Annotated in this window: 15 protein-coding genes; 7 read left to right on the forward strand and 8 right to left on the reverse strand. The window is 69.3% G+C overall.

The annotated features are described in order from the left end of the window. Positions 1–177: 177 nt before the first annotated feature. From fghA to GPA27_RS02095, 4 genes are all read right to left on the reverse strand, one after another. Complete coding sequence (gene fghA / locus GPA27_RS02080) at positions 178–1,023, reverse strand: S-formylglutathione hydrolase (RefSeq protein WP_169137331.1); 846 nt, start codon at positions 1,021–1,023, stop codon at positions 178–180. 23 nt (positions 1,024–1,046) lie between these two features. Further along, the gene (locus GPA27_RS02085) at positions 1,047–2,162 is read right to left on the reverse strand and encodes an S-(hydroxymethyl)glutathione dehydrogenase/class III alcohol dehydrogenase (protein WP_169137333.1); all 1,116 of its coding nucleotides are present in this window, start codon (positions 2,160–2,162) and stop codon (positions 1,047–1,049) included. Between the two features lie 130 nt (positions 2,163–2,292). Further along, complete coding sequence (locus tag GPA27_RS02090; protein ID WP_169137335.1) at positions 2,293–5,079, reverse strand: AMP-binding protein; 2,787 nt, start codon at positions 5,077–5,079, stop codon at positions 2,293–2,295. A gap of 58 nt (positions 5,080–5,137) precedes the next feature. Next, the gene (locus tag GPA27_RS02095; RefSeq protein ID WP_169137337.1) at positions 5,138–5,785 is read right to left on the reverse strand and encodes a COG3904 family protein; all 648 of its coding nucleotides are present in this window, start codon (positions 5,783–5,785) and stop codon (positions 5,138–5,140) included. 164 nt (positions 5,786–5,949) lie between these two features. On the opposite strand from GPA27_RS02095, the gene GPA27_RS02100 reads away from it, so the two are divergent. The 7 genes from GPA27_RS02100 (at position 5,950) to GPA27_RS02130 (ending at position 13,261) form a co-directional block, all read left to right on the forward strand. Next, positions 5,950–6,375: an archease gene (locus tag GPA27_RS02100; RefSeq protein ID WP_169137339.1), complete on the forward strand. Its 426-nt coding sequence runs from the start codon at positions 5,950–5,952 to the stop codon at positions 6,373–6,375. Between the two features lie 196 nt (positions 6,376–6,571). Further along, a complete protein-coding gene (locus tag GPA27_RS02105; protein WP_169137341.1) occupies positions 6,572–8,002 on the forward strand; it encodes an RtcB family protein in 1,431 nt (476 codons plus the stop codon). 33 nt (positions 8,003–8,035) lie between these two features. Further along, entirely contained in the window at positions 8,036–9,814 is a 1,779-nt protein-coding gene (gene acsA / locus GPA27_RS02110) for an acetate--CoA ligase (protein WP_169137343.1), read from the forward strand. Beyond that, the gene (gene pdhA / locus GPA27_RS02115) at positions 9,811–10,821 is read left to right on the forward strand and encodes a pyruvate dehydrogenase (acetyl-transferring) E1 component subunit alpha (RefSeq protein ID WP_246260908.1); all 1,011 of its coding nucleotides are present in this window, start codon (positions 9,811–9,813) and stop codon (positions 10,819–10,821) included. Before acsA ends, pdhA begins: the two co-directional genes overlap by 4 nt. After that, on the forward strand, positions 10,818–11,801 hold the full coding sequence (locus GPA27_RS02120; RefSeq protein ID WP_169137345.1) for an alpha-ketoacid dehydrogenase subunit beta: 984 nt from the start codon (positions 10,818–10,820) through the stop codon (positions 11,799–11,801). The genes pdhA and GPA27_RS02120 overlap by 4 nt, the downstream gene beginning before the upstream one ends. Further along, on the forward strand, positions 11,794–12,966 hold the full coding sequence (locus GPA27_RS02125) for a dihydrolipoamide acetyltransferase family protein (RefSeq protein ID WP_169137347.1): 1,173 nt from the start codon (positions 11,794–11,796) through the stop codon (positions 12,964–12,966). The genes GPA27_RS02120 and GPA27_RS02125 overlap by 8 nt, the downstream gene beginning before the upstream one ends. Positions 12,967–13,009: 43 nt before the next feature. After that, entirely contained in the window at positions 13,010–13,261 is a 252-nt protein-coding gene (locus GPA27_RS02130) for an acyl carrier protein (RefSeq protein WP_169137349.1), read from the forward strand. A 13-nt stretch (positions 13,262–13,274) separates the two neighbouring features. On the opposite strand, the gene GPA27_RS02135 is transcribed toward GPA27_RS02130, so the two are convergent. From GPA27_RS02135 to GPA27_RS02150, 4 genes are all read right to left on the reverse strand, one after another. Further along, entirely contained in the window at positions 13,275–14,096 is an 822-nt protein-coding gene (locus GPA27_RS02135) for a mechanosensitive ion channel family protein (protein ID WP_169137351.1), read from the reverse strand. 314 nt (positions 14,097–14,410) lie between these two features. Next, positions 14,411–14,791, reverse strand: a complete 381-nt coding sequence (locus GPA27_RS02140; RefSeq protein WP_169137353.1) for an Hsp20/alpha crystallin family protein — start codon at positions 14,789–14,791, stop codon at positions 14,411–14,413. A 13-nt stretch (positions 14,792–14,804) separates the two neighbouring features. Then, complete coding sequence (locus tag GPA27_RS02145) at positions 14,805–15,245, reverse strand: Hsp20/alpha crystallin family protein (RefSeq protein ID WP_169137355.1); 441 nt, start codon at positions 15,243–15,245, stop codon at positions 14,805–14,807. Between the two features lie 133 nt (positions 15,246–15,378). Then, positions 15,379–15,948 (reverse strand): carbonic anhydrase, encoded by a 570-nt coding sequence (locus GPA27_RS02150; protein ID WP_169137357.1) that lies wholly within the window; start codon positions 15,946–15,948, stop codon positions 15,379–15,381. Between the last annotated feature and the right edge of the window lie 82 nt (positions 15,949–16,030).

The raw sequence follows: 16,030 nt of genomic DNA on the forward strand, positions 1-16,030 counted from the left end.
GGTGGGGACGTCGGCGGAGCTGGATGCCGACCGCACCGTGTGGCACCGCTACCTGGGGGTGTGATTCGCAGGGCGGGCGGAGCGCAGCGCATCCCGCCAAACGACCTTCGTGTCAGGTAATACGCGGTGCTGGCGGGATACGCCTTCGGCTGCTCCCGCCCTAGGTTCGGACTCCCGCTAACCGCCGAGCGCCGCCGCATGGTGGCGCAGATGATCCTCGATGAAGCTCGCGATGAAGTAGTAGCTGTGGTCGTAGCCCGGCTGCAGCCGCAGCGTCAGCGGGTGGCCGGCGGCGCGGGCGGCAGCTTCGAGCGCTTCCGGCTTGAGCTGGGTGGCGAGGAAATCGTCGCGGTCGCCCTGATCGACGAGGATGGGTAGCTTCTCGGCGGCGTCGGCGATCAGCACGCTCGCGTCCCATTCGCGCCAGCGGGCGCGCTCCTCGCCGAGGTAGTGCGCGAAGGCCTTTTCGCCCCACGGGCAGTTCATCGGGTTGGAGATCGGCGCGAACGCCGACAGCGAGCGGTAGCGGCCGGGGTTGCGCAGCGCGCAGACGAGCGCGCCGTGCCCGCCCATCGAATGCCCGCTGATGCCGCGCGCATCCGACACGGGGAAATTCGCCTCGACAAGCGCCGGCAGTTCCTCGACGACATAGTCGTGCATGCGATAGTGGCGCGCCCACGGCGCTTGTGTCGCGTTGACGTAGAAGCCCGCACCGTGGCCGAAGTCCCACGCGCCGTCGGGATCGCCCGGAACGTCGGGCCCGCGCGGGCTGGTGTCGGGCGCGACGAGGACCAGCCCCAGTTCGGCCGCGACGCGTTGCGCGCCGGCCTTCTGCATGAAGTTCTCGTCCGTGCAGGTCAGCCCCGACAGCCAGTACAGCACCGGCAGCCTGCCGCCGAGTTCGGCCTGCGGCGGCAGGTAGACCGCGAAAGTCATGTCGCAGTCGAGCGTGCGCGAACGGTGGCGGTAGCGCTTGAGCCAGCCGCCGAAGCTCTTCTGGCACGAGAGGTTCTCGAGGGTCACGACAGTTCTCCTCCCTCGCGCTATCAGAAGTGGATCACCGTGCGGATGCTCTTGCCTTCGTGCATCAGGTCGAAGGCCTGGTTGATCTCCGCGAGAGGCAGGTTGTGCGTGATGAAGGTGTCGAGCGGGATCTCGCCCTTCTGCGCCTTCTGCACGTAGCTCGGCAGTTCCGTGCGGCCGCGCACGCCGCCGAACGCGCTGCCGCGCCACACCCGGCCGGTGACGAGCTGGAACGGCCGGGTGCTGATTTCCTGGCCGGCGCCGGCGACGCCGATGATCGTCGATTCGCCCCAGCCCTTGTGGCAGCACTCGAGCGCCGCGCGCATCAGCTTGACGTTGCCAACGCACTCGAAGGAGTAATCCACGCCGCCGTCGGTCATCGCGACGATCACGTCCTGGATCGGCTTGTCGTGCTCGGTCGGATTGACGAAGTCGGTCGCGCCGAGCTGCTTCGCGATCTCGAACTTGTCCGGGTTGATGTCGACGCCGATGATGCGCGAAGCCTTCGCCATCTTCGCGCCGATGATCGCCGCGAGGCCGATGCCGCCGAGGCCGAAGATGGCGACCGTCGAGCCTTCCTCGACCTTCGCGGTGTTGAGCACGGCGCCGATGCCGGTCGTGACGCCGCAGCCGAGCAGGCACACCTTCTCGAGCGGGGCGTCCTTGGGGATCTTCGCCAGCGAGATTTCCGGCACCACCGTGTATTCGGAGAAGGTCGAGGTGCCCATGTAGTGGTAGATCGGCTGGCCCTGGTAGGAGAAGCGCGTGGTGCCGTCGGGCATCAGGCCCTTGCCTTGGGTGGCGCGCACCGCCTGGCACAGGTTGGTCTTGCCGGACTTGCAGAACTTGCACTCGCGGCATTCGGCCGTGTACAGCGGGATCACGTGGTCGCCCACTTCCAGCGAGGTCACGCCTTCGCCGACCGCCTCGACGATGCCGCCGCCCTCGTGGCCGAGGATTGCCGGGAAGATGCCTTCGGGGTCGTCGCCGGAGAGCGTGAAGGCGTCCGTGTGACACACGCCGGTCGCGACGATGCGCACCAGCACCTCGCCCTTCTTCGGCGGCTCGACGTCCACTTCGACGATCTGCAAAGGCTGCTTGGGTCCAAAGGCGACGGCGGCGCGCGACTTGATGGTCATGGTGGGGCTCTCTGTGTGTAGTCGTTGAGGGTAGGCGACGAAGTCTAATACCTGTGTGTCGCCTCTTTCTATCTCGAAAGCGACGTCGGCGTGCACACGCTCCCGAAGCTCGTGCGCCACAACGGCCCGATCAGAGCGTCGCGTCCGGCTCGCCGCAGTGCTGGAGGATGTCCCGACGGGCGGCATCGCGCAGTGCGAGCGCGGCGCTCCAGTCCTTGCCCTGCGGCAGGATGGGGCGGCCGATCGTCACCGTGACCGGGCCGCGGCGCGGCCGCCAGGTCTCGTCGGGCAGCACCGCGCGCGTGCCGCGGATCGTTACCGGCACGACGGGGAGATCGGCCTCGCATGCGGCGAGGAAGGCGCCGAGGCGGAACTCCTGCAGGCCGGGCCGCCGGACGAAGGTGCCTTCGGGAAAGTAGAACAGCGCGGCGCCCAGCCGTGCGCGTTCGGCGAGCCGTTTCGCGGCGTCGGCGCTGTCCTGCACGGCGAAACGTTCGATGAACTCCGTTCCCAGGCCCTGCAGGAAGCGGCGCGCGATGGTGTTTTCGAGCAGTTCGCGCTTGGCGACGAAGACGAAGGGGCGGGGCAGCGCCGCCGCGGCGATCAGGCCGTCGAGGTAGCTCGCGTGGTTCGCGACGACGATGCAGGGGGCGGATGCGGGAAGGTTCGCCAGTCCCGTTACGTCGATGCGGACGCCGATCAGGCCGGCCAGCAGGCGCGCGCCGCCGCGGCCGATGTGCCAGCCGATGGTAGGGCGGTGCAGCCCCGCGACGGCGAGCCAGACGGGGATCGCGAGCAGCACCAGCGCCGTCCACGCCCAGGCGGCCCACAGCGCGGCGCCCGTGCGTTGCACGGCCTGGGTCGCTCTGCGGCTGGCGGCGAGCGCGGCGAGCCGCAGCATCTGCATGCGCACGCTGTGCTGGCGGCCGAGCACGCCGCTCTGGTACAGCTCGCGCGTCGCGGCGCGCCGGATCTTGCCGCTGGAGGTCTTCAGTACGCTGTGCGGTGGTGCGAGCACGACCTCGTCGAGCGGGACGCCGAGCAGGTCGACCGCCAAGTTGCCGACCGCATGTTCGAGCCGGTGGCGTTCGGCATCGTCGGCGCCGCGCGTTTCGACGACGGCGACGAGGCGCTCGCTTGCCGTCGCGGGATCGGCAACCCCGAACACCGCGACGCAGCCGCGGCGCACGCCGGGCAGGGCACCGATGGCGTCTTCCAGCTCGTAGGGGTACAGGTTGCGTCCGCCGCGGATAATCATGTCCTTGACGCGACCGGTGACGAAGAGCTCGCCCTCCGCGAGGTAGCCGAGGTCGCCCGTATCGAGCCAACCACCGCGCAGCAGCTTGCGCGTCTCCTCGGGATTGCGCAGGTAGCCGGCGGTTGCCGAGGGGCCGCGGAACTCGATGCGGCCGACGCGGCGGTCGGGGAGGTCGTCGTCGTTCGGCCCCACGATGCGTACTTCATGGCCGGGCAGCGGTTGGCCGCAGCCGACGAAGCGGATCGCGCTCGCGTCCCCGGTGGCGGCACGGACCGCCTCGGTGCGGAAAAAGGCTTCGCGCGTGACGCGGTCGATGCGCGGGCCGCGGCCGGCTGGCGGCACCGCGAGGCCGACCGTGTTCTCGGCGAGCCCGTAGGCGGGGGTCATTGCTTCGCGGCGCACGCCGTAGGGGGCGAGGCGTGCGGCGAAGTGTTCCAGTGTGTCCGGGCTTATCGGCTCGGCGCCGTTCACGGCGATGCGCCAGTGCGAGAGATCCAGCCCGGCGAGTTCGGGTTCCTCTATATGCTTCAGGACGAGTTCGTAGGCGAAGTTCGGCGCGGCCGAGAGCGTGCCGCGGTAGCGGTGCAGGGCGCGCAGCCAGCGCACCGGACGCGACAGGAAATCCAGCGGGGACATCAGCACCAGCGGGCAGCCGTTGTACAGACTGCCCAGCCAGGCGGCGATCAGGCCCATGTCGTGGTACAGCGGCAGCCAGCTCACCGTGACGTCCGCCGCCGTGATGGCGACGCTGCGGCTCCACGCGTGGATGTTGGCGAGCAGGTTCGCGTGCGTGAGCATCACGCCCTTCGGGTTGCCGGTGCTGCCCGATGTGTATTGCAGCAGCGCGAGGTCTTCCGCCCGCGGCGCGGCAGCTGCGGGACTGCCGCTGCCTGCGGAGAGCTCGCGCGCGGTGACTGTGTGCCGGAGGCTTCCCGAGGGTGTGGAGATCAGGCGGGCGACCGGCTGCACTTGCGCGTCGGTGATCAGCACCGGCGCGCGGCAGCTCTCCAGGATTCCGGATTGGCGATGCAGGTGGTCCTCGAGCTGAGACGGGCGCGTGGGCGGGTACATAGGCACCGGCACGCCGCCCGCGAGCAGGGCGCCGAAGAAGCTCGTGAAGAAGTCCAGCGAGGTCGGCAGCATGATGGCCACGGCGTCGCCCGGCGCGATGCCGCGCTGCTGCAGCCCGGCGGCGATGCGCTGTGCCCCTTGCAGCAGCTCGAGGTGCGTGAGCGTGCCGACCTCGGCGTCGTCGTGCAGCAGGCGGATATGCACATGGTCGGGCGAATGCTCCGCGTGCCAGAGCAGCACCTCGACGAGCGTGGATGCGCCGGTCGGCGCCTCGACGCGCTCGGTGTCGGGCGCGGCGGCGATCTCCGGCGCGGACCTGGTCGCCTCCGGCCGTGCGGCGCGCAGCGCGGCAAAGAGCTGGCGCGGGGTTTCGGCCGTGGTGAGAGTGTCTTCCGGCAGGCGCGCACGCGCGGCGCGCTCGATGCGCGCAAGCAGCTCGACGCGCGCGAGGCTGTCGAGTCCGAGGTCGCGTTCGAGGTGGCTGTCGAGTCCGGCTTCCGGCGGCTTGCCGGGGCGCAGCTCGCTGACGAGTGCGCGCACGATCCCGAGCACCTCGGCCGCGTCGATTGCCGGACGTCCTTGATTCATAGCGAGGTTCCGACCGCAAGGCCCGTCGCGGCGCGTACGGGCCGGGTCTTCCCCCTTTTTAGCCTCTGGTCGCGAGTCCTGCCGTAACGGCGTCGCTCGCCGGCAGCTCGCGCACGCTGCGGCAGTCGGTCGCGCGGATCTGCTGCAGCATGTAGTCGGCGGTCAGGCCGGGCAGCATCGCGCGCAGGTAGCGCGCCAGGTTGAGCATCTGGCGATTGTCGAGTTCGGTCTCGCAGCTCGCGCGGCCGAAGTCCTCGTCGGGCGGGATCTGCGTGAAGCCGAGCCGCGCGCTGGGGGCGATCTCGCGTTGGGTCCCTGCGGAAAACACCAGCAGGCACGGGGTGCGGCAGGTGCTGCCGGCGGCGATGCGGGTGTCGAAGCCGCGGTTGCGCAGCATCGAGCCGACCGTGATCGCGGCGCCGACGCTGCCATCGCCGAGATCGAGGACCACGGTCTTGCCCCTGCACGAACGCTTCGCGAGCGCGTCGCTCGCCAGTCTCAGCGCGGATACGGCGGCTGGCGTCAGCGTGCCGCGCAGCGCGAGTTCGCAGTCCGCGCCACGTTGCGTGGCCGCCACGTCGCCGCCCTGGTAGGGGAAATGTTCCGCCTTGGCGTCGCGTTCGACGGTCGGGGCGACGCCACAGGCGGCGACGACCAGGCCGGTCGCGACTGAGGCAAGGAGATGCCAGGGGAAGCGGATGCGCATGGGTCTCTCTCCTGATGGTCTGCGGCAAACCGCACGGTGGCCTGCGGCTGGATTCGCGGCCGATATTAGCGCAGCGCGAACGTCCGCTCTCCGCAACTTACTAAAATATCATGGCAGGGGCGCCCGCCCGGAACGGTGCGGCGCATGATCGGGAGGGTAGCGGAATGGCGTGGAGCACCTTCGAGCACGAAGCCGACGTCGGCGTGTGCGGTACGGGCGATACGCTCGCCGAGGCCTTCGCCGGTGCGGCGACGGCGATGACCGCGGTGATCTGCGATCCGGCCGCCGTCGCGCCGCGCGATCCGGTCGGCATCGCCTGCGCGGCGCCCGATCGCGAGCTCCTGCTGGTCGATTGGCTCAGCGCGCTGGTGTTCAACATGGCCACACGCCACATGCTGTTCTCGCGCTTCGAGCTGACAGTCGAGTCGGATGCGGGCGGTTGCCGCCTCGCAGCGACGGCCTGGGGCGAGCCGGTGGAGGTCGCCCGCCACCAGCCGGCGGCCGAGGTGAAGGGGGCATCCTTCTGCGAACTGCGGGTCGAGCGCGGTACCGACGGCGTCTGGATCGCACAGTGTGTGGTCGATGTGTGAGCCATGCCGGCCGGTTTTGGCTATGCTGGACATGACAGGCGCACGCAGCGCAGCGTCGCGCCGCGCTCGGGCGCGCGATCGGGTCGCGCTGAGGTCCGGCGGGGCGGTGCGACGACGGGCCCGGTCTGGAACCGGGGGCACCGAATCGGGCAGGCGCGGCGCTTGACGGCGGCACGCGAGCGGCAGGAGGCAGACGATGGAACTGCGGAAATTCCGCCAACGCGGCCCGTACGAATGGGAGCTGCCCGCCGCGGGGCGCATGCGCGTGCCCGGCGTGATATTCGCGTCGCGCGAGCTGATGGAGGCGATGGACGAGAAGGTCGCCGAACAAGTCGCGAACGTCGCGAGCCTGCCGGGCATCGTCGCGGCCTCCTATGCGATGCCCGACGCGCACTGGGGCTATGGCTTCCCGATCGGCGGGGTCGCGGCCTTCGATGCGGACGAGGGCGGCGTCGTGTCGGCGGGGGGCGTCGGCTTCGACATCTCCTGCGGTGTGCGCACGCTGCACACCGGACTCAAGCTGGCCGACCTCGAGGCGCACAAGCAACGCCTCGCCGATGTCCTCTACGCGCGCATCCCGGCCGGCGTCGGCAGCACCGGCACCCTGCGCCTGTCCGGCCCGGAGATGGACGCGATGCTCAAGGGCGGCGCGCGTTGGGCGGTGAAGCACGGCTATGGCAGCGAGGCCGACCTCGCGCACATCGAGGAGTCGGGCTGCGTCGCCGGTGCCGATCCGCGTGCGGTATCGGACATGGCGAAGAAGCGTCAGCGCGACGAGATGGGCACGCTCGGGTCCGGCAACCACTACCTCGAAGTGCAGGTGGTCGACGAAGTGTTCGATGCGGCGGCCGCGCAGGCTTACGGACTGGCCAGGGGCGACGTCGTCGTGAGCATACACTGCGGTTCGCGCGGCCTCGGGCACCAGATCGGCACGGACTACCTGCGCGAGATGGTGATCGCCGCGCCAGCCGCCGGCATCGCGTTGCCGGACCGCGAGCTCGCCTGCGCACCCCTGAAGTCGACGCTCGGCCAGCGCTACCTCGGCGCGATGCGCGCCGGGATCAACTGCGCGCTGGCGAACCGGCAGATCCTCACGCATCTCGCGCGCGCGGCCTTCGCGGAGGTCTTTCCGCACGTGCGCCTGGCGGTGCTGTACGACGTGTCGCACAACACCTGCAAGGAAGAGACGCACCGCGTCGGCAACGAGCGGCGGCGGCTGTTCGTGCATCGCAAGGGCGCGACGCGCGCCTTCGGACCGGGCCACCCCGAGCTGCCGCGCGAGTACCGCGACGCCGGCCAGCCGGTGCTGATCGGCGGCAGCATGGGCACGGCGTCGTGGATCCTCGCCGGCGCCGCCGGCACCGAGGAGCGGGCGTTCGGCTCGGCCTGCCACGGCGCAGGCCGCGCGATGAGCCGCAACGAGGCGCTGCGCCGCTGGCACGGCCGCAATGTCGTCGACGAACTGGCCGCGCGCGGCATCCTGATCCGCAGCCCGAGTTTTCGCGGCGTTGCCGAGGAGGCGCCGCTCGCCTACAAGGACGTCGGCGCGGTCGTCGAGGCGGCCGACCGGGCGGGGCTGGCGATCAAGGTGGCGCGGCTCGCGCCGCTGGTCTGCATCAAGGGTTGAAGAGCACATCCGTACGCAACGGAGGAGGGAGTGATGGAACGAACCTCGGTCATCCGCAAGATGGCAGCGGAGCTTCGAACCCGGCCGAACCTCGTCGATTACGAGGCGACCCGCCGCGGCTTCAACTGGGAAATCGCGCACGATGCGCTCGCGGGCCTGCCCGGCGGGGCGCTGAACATCGCCTACGAGACGGTCGTGCGCCATGCCGGCGGGCGGCTGCGCGACCATCTGGCGTTCCGCTTCCTCGGCCAGAACGGCGCGGTGCGCGACCTCAGTTACGGCGATCTCGCGGCACTCACGGCGCGTTTCGCCAACGTGCTGCGCGGGCTCGATGTCGTGCGCGGCGAGCGCGTGTTCGTGCTCGCGGGGCGCATTCCCGAACTCTATGCCGCGGTGCTCGGCGGCCTGCGCGCCGGCTGCGCGGTATCGCCGCTGTTCTCCGCTTTCGGGCCCGAGCCGATCGCCACGCGCCTCAACCTCGGCCAGGGCGCGGTGCTGGTGACGACCGAATCGTTGTACCAGCGCAAGGTCGCCAAGATCCGCGGCGAGCTGACGACGCTGCGTCACGTGCTGCTCGTCAGCGAGGGGGGCGAGACGAGTGGCACCCCGACCGACGTTGAAGGCACGCACAACCTCGGGCGCCTGATGGCCGCGGCCTCGGACGACTTCCCGACCGTGCCGACGCGGCCCGACGAGCTTGCGCTGCTGCATTTCACGAGTGGAACCACTGGCACGCCGAAGGGCGCGATGCACGTGCATGGCGCGGTCGCGACGCACTGGGCGACCGGCCTCTACGCGCTCGACCTGCACCCGGAGGACGTGTTCTGGTGCACCGCCGACCCGGGCTGGGTCACCGGCACCTCCTACGGCATCATCGCGCCGCTGCTGCACGGCGTGACCTCGATCGTCGACGAGGGTGACTTCGACGCCGAGCGCTGGTACCGCATCCTGAACGAGCAGAAGGTGAGCGTCTGGTACACCGCGCCGACCGCGATCCGCATGCTCATGAAGGCCGGCCCGGAACTGGCGAAGCGCTTCACGTTCCCGCAGCTGCGCTTCGTCGCGAGCGTCGGCGAGCCGCTCAACCCCGAAGCCGTGTGGTGGGGCAAGGAGGTGCTGGGCCTGCCGATCCACGACAACTGGTGGCAGACCGAGACGGGCGGGATCATGATCGCCAACGTGCCGGCGCTGGACATCAAGCCGGGCTCGATGGGCCGGCCGCTGCCGGGCGTCGAGGCCGCGATCGTGCGCGAGGGCAAGGACGGCGTCGTCGAGGTCATCGAGGAGCCTGACGTCGAGGGCGAGCTCGCGCTGCTGCGCGGGTGGCCGTCGATGCTGCGCGGCTACCTGAACAACGAGGAGCGTTACCGCAAGTGCTTCTCAGGCGTGTGGTACCTGACCGGCGACCTCGCGCGGCGCGACGCCGACGGCTACTTCTGGTTCGTCGGGCGCAAGGACGACGTGATCAAGTCGTCCGGCCACCTGATCGGCCCCTTCGAGGTCGAGAGCGCGCTGATGGAGCACCCGGCGGTTGCCGAGGTCGGCGTGATCGGCAAGCCGGACGAGATGGTCGGCGAGGTCGTGAAGGCCTTCGTGTCGCTGAAGAAGGGCTTCGAGCCGAGCGAGGCGCTGCGCATGGAGCTCCTCGCTCACGCGCGCAAGAAGCTCGGTGCCGCCGTGGCGCCGAAGGAGATCGACTTCGCCACGACGCTGCCGCGCACGCGCAGCGGCAAGATCATGCGCCGGCTGCTGAAGGCGCGCGAGCTGGGGCTGCCCGAAGGGGATACGTCGACGCTGGAGGCCGGCGCATGAACGCCACCGCACGCAAGGCGAAGGCCGGGCATGGGATGCCCGAGCGGCCGTTCGCGCACCGTCTGCTCGCGGACATGCTGCGCATCCGCCGCATGGAGGAAAAATGCGCGGAGCTCTACGGCGCGCAGAAGATCCGCGGCTTCCTGCACCTCTACATTGGCGAGGAGGCCTGCGCGACCGGCGCGATGCACGCCCTCGACGCGGACGACAACGTCGTCGCGACCTATCGCGAGCACGGCCATGCGCTGCTGCGCGGCGTGCCGATGGACGCGATCATGGCCGAAATGTTCGGCAAGGCCGCCGGTTGCTCGCGCGGACGCGGCGGCTCGATGCACCTCTTCGACGTCGCGCGGCGCTTCTACGGCGGCAATGCGATCGTAGGCGGCGGCTTGCCGCTGGCGGTCGGACTCGCGTTGGCGGACCGGATGCAGGGCATACGCCGCGTGACGGCGTGCTTCTTCGGCGAGGGCGCGGTGGCCGAGGGTGCGTTCCACGAGGGCATGAACCTCGCCGCGCTGTGGCGGCTGCCGGTGCTCTTCCTGTGCGAGAACAACCTGTACGCGATGGGCACGGCGCTGGACCGTTCGGAATCGCAAACGGAGCTGTGCGTGAAGGCCGCGAGCTACAAGGTGCCGACGCTGAAGGTGGACGGCATGGACGTGCTGGCGGTGCACGAGGCGACGCGCCGCGCCGCGCAGCAGGTGCGCGAGGAGGGCGGGCCCTTCTTCGTCGAGTTCCGCACCTTCCGCTTCCGCGCGCACTCGATGTTCGACCCCGAGCTGTACCGCGACAAGGCCGAGGTCGAGGAATGGAAGAATCGCGGGCCGATCCACAGTTTTTCGGCGCAGTTGAAGGCAGCGGGCGAGCTGACCGAGGACGGTTTTCTCGAACTCGACGCGGAAGCGGAGGCGGAGGTCGCCGCAGCGGTCGCGTTCGCCGAGGCTGCGCCATGGGAGCCGGTCGAGGACTTGCTGCGTGACGTCACGACACGGGGAGCGACGCGATGAGGATCAGCTACCGCGAGGCGATGCGCCAGGCGCTGCACGACGCGCTCGCCAGTGACCCGCGCGTCTTCCTGATGGGCGAGGACGTGGGCCGCTACGGCGGCACCTACGCTGTGTCCAAGGGCTTCTACGACGAATTCGGACCCGAGCGCATCCGCGACACGCCGCTCTCGGAGCTGGGTTTCGTCGGCGCCGGCATCGGCGCGGCGCTGGGCGGCATGCGGCCGATCGTCGAGGTCATGACGGTGAATTTCAGCCTGCTTGCGCTCGACCAGATCGTGAACAGCGCGGCGCTGCTGCGCCACATGTCGGGCGGCCAGGTGTCGGTGCCGCTGGTGATCCGCATGGCGACCGGCGCGGGACGCCAGCTCGCGGCGCAGCACTCCCATAGCCTGGAGAACTGGTACGCGCACATCCCCGGCATCCGCGTGCTCGCGCCGGCGACGATCGCCGACGCGCGCGGGATGTTGGGCCCCGCGCTCGCCGATCCCGACCCGGTCGTGATCTTCGAGCATGCCCAGCTCTACAACATGGAGGACGATCTGCGAGATGAGCCAAATGAGGACTGGGCGTGCGACATCGAGCGCGCGGCGATCCGCCGGCCCGGCAGCCAGCTGAGCCTGATCACCTACGGCGGCAGCGTGCCGAAAGCGCTCGACGCCGCGGCCGAACTCGCGCGCGACGGCATCGACGTCGAGGTCGTCGACCTGCGCGTGCTACGTCCGCTCGATACCGCGACCATCTCCGAGTCGGTGAGCCGCACGCACCGCGCGGTGATCGTCGACGAAGGCTGGCGCAGCGGCAGCCTCGCCGCGGAGGTCATCGCGCGCATCGTCGAGAACTGCTTCTACGACCTCGATGCGCCGCCCGTGCGCGTGTGCAGCGAGGAGGTTCCGATCCCCTACGCGAAGCACATGGAGGACGCCGCATTGCCGCAGCCGGCCAGGATCGTTGCGGCGGTCAGGGAGGTGCTGAATGTTTGACTTCACGTTGCCCTCGCTCGGCGCCGACATGGACGAGGGCAAGCTCGTCGAGTGGAAGGTGAAACCCGGCGATGCGGTGTGCAAGGGGCAAGTCGTCGCGATCGTGGATACGTCCAAGGCGGCGGTCGACGTCGAGATCTGGCAGGACGGCGTCGTGCATGCGCTGCTGATCGAGCCGGGGGAGCGGATTCCCGTCGGCACGGTGATGGCGACGCTGCTGGACCCCGGTGAAAAGGCGCCGCCGAAGGGGGGCGCGCGAGCGGGGAAACAAGCGGGCGAACGAGCTCCCGCAGTACACGGTGCCGCGGTCGCTGAAGGCGCGCGCCTGCGCATCTCGCCGGCCGCACGCAAGCGTGCCGAGGTGCTCGGGGTGGATGTCGCCCGGATCGAGGGCACCGGCCCGGGCGGCGCCGTGACGCTCGCCGACATCGAGGCCGCGGCGCAGCCCGGAGTGCCGAAGGCCGCCGAAGCTGCGCCGGCTGTGCACGCAGAGGCGGACCGGAACACGGAGATGCGTCGCGCGATCGCCGCGGCGATGAGCCGCTCGAAGCGCGAGATCCCGCACTACTACCTGTCCGAGACGATCCCGATGGCGCGAGCGCAGAGGTGGCTCTCGCAGGCCAACGAGGGGCGGCCGATCACCGAGCGGCTCCTGATGGCGGTCGTGCAGTTGAAGGCGGTTGCCGCTGCACTGGCGCAGTTTCCGGACATGAACGGCTTCTTCCGCGACGGCCGCTTCGAGCCGGTGCAGGCCGCGCACATCGGTGTCGCGATCTCGCTGCGCCAGGGCGGGCTGATCGCGCCTGCGCTGCACGACGTCGGCAGCAAGCCGCTGGACCAGCTGATGCGCGAGCTCGCCGATCTCGTGAAGCGCACGCGCGCGGGCTCGCTGCGCAGCTCGGAGATGTCGGATCCGACGATCACTGTGACCAACCTCGGCGAGCAGGGCGTCGAAGCGGTGATGGGCGTGATCTACCCGCCGCAGGTCGCGCTCGTCGGCTTCGGCCGCATCGCGCCGCGCCCGTGGGTCGAGGTGGGCGCCCTGGTCGCGATGCCGACCGTCGTCGCGAGTCTCGCGGCTGATCATCGCGTCTCGGACGGGCACCGCGGGGCGCTCTTCCTCGCCGAACTGCGCGAGCGCCTGCAGCGGCCGGAGGAGCTGTGAGCGGGAAGGACGAAAGCGATAAGGGTAGAAGAAGGGGATGGTGATGGGAGAGAAATATCCGGAACTGCGCGCGAACGTGATCGCGATCCTGCGCAGCATCGCGCCCGAGGTCGAGGCGGACGAGCTGCGCGACGACCGCCCGCTGCGCCAGCAGGTCGACCTCGATTCGATGGACTGGCTCAACTTCCTGATCGGGATCAGCGAGCAGCTGAAGGTGAGCATCCCCGAGGCGGACTATGGCCGCCTCGTGACGCTGGGGAACCTGCTCGACTACCTGCGCGCGAAGCTCAGCTAGCGCCCCCGGGCGTTCAGACGCCCGGTTGCTGCATGATCATCACCTGTGTCGGCATCGGCGCCGGGAAGCCGGCCGCGGCGAGGGTTTCGCGAATCACGCGGTTGCCGTCGAAATACACCTGCCAGTAATGGTCGTTGTGGCAGAACGGGCGCACCGCTAGCACCGGGCCGACGAGGTTGAATTCGAGGATGTCGACCTCCGGCGCGGGGGCTGCGAGCACGTTCGGCACCGCAAGCAATTTTTCGCGCAGCAACTGCATCGCGGTGAGGTGGTCGGCGCTGCCGGCGAGCTGGCACTTCAGCTCGACGCGGCGGTAGGGGTTGGCGGTGAAATTCTGGATCGTGTCGCCGAACACCTTGCCGTTGCCGACCAGGGTCATGACGTTGTCGGGCGTGTTGATCGCCGTCGCGAACAATCCGATCTCCTTCACGGTGCCGGTGACGCCCGCGGCGCTGATGAAGTCGCCGACCTTGAACGGGCGCAGCACCACGACGAAGATGCCGGCCGCGAGGTTGCCAAGCAGGCCGCCCCAGGCGGCGCCGATCGCGATGCCGATACCGGCGACGAGGGCGGCGAAGGTGGTGGTCTGCACGCCGAAGTAACCGAGGATGGCGACGACCAGGACGATGTTCAGAGTCACCGAGAGGAAGCTGCCGACGTAGCGCATCAGCGTCGGGTCGACCTTCTGGCGTTCCATCGCCTGCTGCAGCATGCGTCCGGCGAGTCCGATCAACCAGCGGCCGACGATCCAGAAGATGATCGCCGCGGCGACCTTCAGTCCGATGTCGGTCGCGTAGGTCACGGCGAGCTGCTTGAACGTGTCTATCTGTTCCATTGCATTGCTCCAGGTCGGGTGATGGGAAATGGAGACGCGTGTCGGACGACAGGCGACATTGCGCACGTCATGCGGTAAGGCTAGATGGTAAGCATTGCAAATGCACGGTCATACGTCATGAACCGTGTGGCTTGCTGCCGATCCGATGACGTCATGGGACGGGTGCATGACCGGTTATGCGTTGCGGTGAGTGCGGGCGGAAAAAGCAAGGAGCGCAGACATGACGCCGGCCCGAGCCGGGCGATTGCTCGCCCGGGACGGGCCGGCGTTGCGGGGGGAAGTCTTCGTGGGGGGAAGTCTTCGCGGGTGCAGCCTTACATCACTGCGATTTCGATCTTGCGCGGCTGCGCGTGTTCGGCCTTCGGGATGCGCAGCTTCAGCGCGCCCTGGTTGAATTCTGCCGCGACCTTGTTCGCATCGAGTTCCTTCGACAGCGTGAACATGCGGCGGTAGCGCGGCAGGTTCACTTCGGCGTGGGACGACTCCATGCCCTCGGGCACTTCGAGGCTGACCTCGCCCTCGATCGTCAGCGTGTCGCCTTCGATCTGCAGGTTCAGCTTGTCCTTCGGCACGCCCGGCAGATCGGCGTACAGGGTGATCCCGCCCGCATCCTCGATGACGTCGACGGGCGGCAGCAGGGCCATTTCGCTGGCCGGGGTTTCGGGTTTGCGGGTGACGTTGGTGTTGTCGCTCATGTCCGGTTCCTCCTCACTCGATGCTGATGCGGCGCGGCTGGGCGGCCTGCCGGCGCTGGACGCTGACGTGCAGCACGCCGTCGCGGTACTTCGCGCTCACGCCGTTCGGGTCGGCGTCGTCGGGCAGGGTCACGACGCGGCGGAAACGCCCGGAGAAGCGCTCGTCGATATGCACCGTGGCGTTGGCCTCCTTGGGCGGCATCAGGCTTGCGCGCTCGCCGGTGATCGTCAGCACGCCCTTTTCGAGCTGCACGTCGATCGCCGCGGGGTCGATGCCGGGCGCAAAGGCGTAGATCTCGACGGAGCGCGGCGTGTTGCCGACATTCATCGCCGGAAAACCGCCGCGCGCGATGCCGCGGATGCTGGGGGAGAACTCGTACGCCTGCTGCATCTCGCGCTGAAGACGATCGAGTTCGGACAGCAGATCGCGGGGAAACACTGATCGGTAGAACATCATGATCCTCCTTCGGACAGGGACGGGTGCTTGCCTGCGACACCCATGTCTCCGGATATAGAGGCGCTCGGCAGGACTTCAAGTCCACATGCCGAGCGCCGGGCCCGAAGGAGGCCGGGAGCCGCGGCGCGGCTCAGGCGAAGTTGCCGAGCGCCTCGACCGAGCCGTCGAGCGCCATCAGCAGGGTCTCGACGCCGAGGCCGGGATGCTTGTCCTTGATGGCGGCGGCGAGGCGTTCGAGGTGATCGCGGTGCACCGTGGCTTCGCGCACGGGGTCCGGCGCCAGGTCCTCGCCGAGGATCGCCTTGTAGGCGCCGCAGTCGCGGTGGTCCATGACGACGACCTTCTGCACGGCATGCAGCTCGATGGCGACGGCGAGGTGGTCCCAGAAGGTGCGGTTCCACGCGGGGTACTTGTCGGTCAGGGCGCCGAGCGAGGCGCCGGCGAGCACGATGTGGTCGTACTTGTGCGTGAGGCCGCGGCCCGCCATGTATTGCTCGACGCTGTCCATGAGGCGGAAGTCCATGCAGGTGAGCAGCAGGATGTCGGTGTGGCCGCCGGCGAGGGCGGGGCGGCTCTCCGCTACGGTGCCGAGCAGCGCGACGCCGGCGGCGAGCGTGGCGCGGGTGAGGAAGTTGCGGCGGGCGCCGGAGTGATTTTCGCCCGGGACGTGCTTGCAGTTGCAGTGGTCGTGAGTATTCATTGTTCGATATTCTTTTGATGGAGTCCGGATGGAGGCGGGCGGAATGGTATACCGTCGCATCCTTCCTAAATATCCATTAAGA

It is taken from the genome of Aromatoleum toluolicum (assembly GCF_012911005.2).
GTDB lineage: Bacteria > Pseudomonadota > Gammaproteobacteria > Burkholderiales > Rhodocyclaceae > Aromatoleum > Aromatoleum toluolicum.

Coding starts and splice junctions, on each gene's coding strand:
- GPA27_RS02095 (WP_169137337.1), bottom strand. CDS start 5,785: ATGCGCATCCGCTTCCCCTGGCATCTCCTTGCCTCAGTCGCGACCGGC.
- pdhA (WP_246260908.1), top strand. CDS start 9,811: ATGAACGCCACCGCACGCAAGGCGAAGGCCGGGCATGGGATGCCCGAG.
- GPA27_RS02125 (WP_169137347.1), top strand. CDS start 11,794: ATGTTTGACTTCACGTTGCCCTCGCTCGGCGCCGACATGGACGAGGGC.
- GPA27_RS02145 (WP_169137355.1), bottom strand. CDS start 15,245: ATGTTCTACCGATCAGTGTTTCCCCGCGATCTGCTGTCCGAACTCGAT.
- GPA27_RS02120 (WP_169137345.1), top strand. CDS start 10,818: ATGAGGATCAGCTACCGCGAGGCGATGCGCCAGGCGCTGCACGACGCG.
- GPA27_RS02085 (WP_169137333.1), bottom strand. CDS start 2,162: ATGACCATCAAGTCGCGCGCCGCCGTCGCCTTTGGACCCAAGCAGCCT.
- GPA27_RS02100 (WP_169137339.1), top strand. CDS start 5,950: ATGGCGTGGAGCACCTTCGAGCACGAAGCCGACGTCGGCGTGTGCGGT.
- GPA27_RS02140 (WP_169137353.1), bottom strand. CDS start 14,791: ATGAGCGACAACACCAACGTCACCCGCAAACCCGAAACCCCGGCCAGC.
- GPA27_RS02130 (WP_169137349.1), top strand. CDS start 13,010: ATGGGAGAGAAATATCCGGAACTGCGCGCGAACGTGATCGCGATCCTG.
- GPA27_RS02105 (WP_169137341.1), top strand. CDS start 6,572: ATGGAACTGCGGAAATTCCGCCAACGCGGCCCGTACGAATGGGAGCTG.
- GPA27_RS02135 (WP_169137351.1), bottom strand. CDS start 14,096: ATGGAACAGATAGACACGTTCAAGCAGCTCGCCGTGACCTACGCGACC.
- acsA (WP_169137343.1), top strand. CDS start 8,036: ATGGAACGAACCTCGGTCATCCGCAAGATGGCAGCGGAGCTTCGAACC.
- GPA27_RS02090 (WP_169137335.1), bottom strand. CDS start 5,079: ATGAATCAAGGACGTCCGGCAATCGACGCGGCCGAGGTGCTCGGGATC.
- GPA27_RS02150 (WP_169137357.1), bottom strand. CDS start 15,948: ATGAATACTCACGACCACTGCAACTGCAAGCACGTCCCGGGCGAAAAT.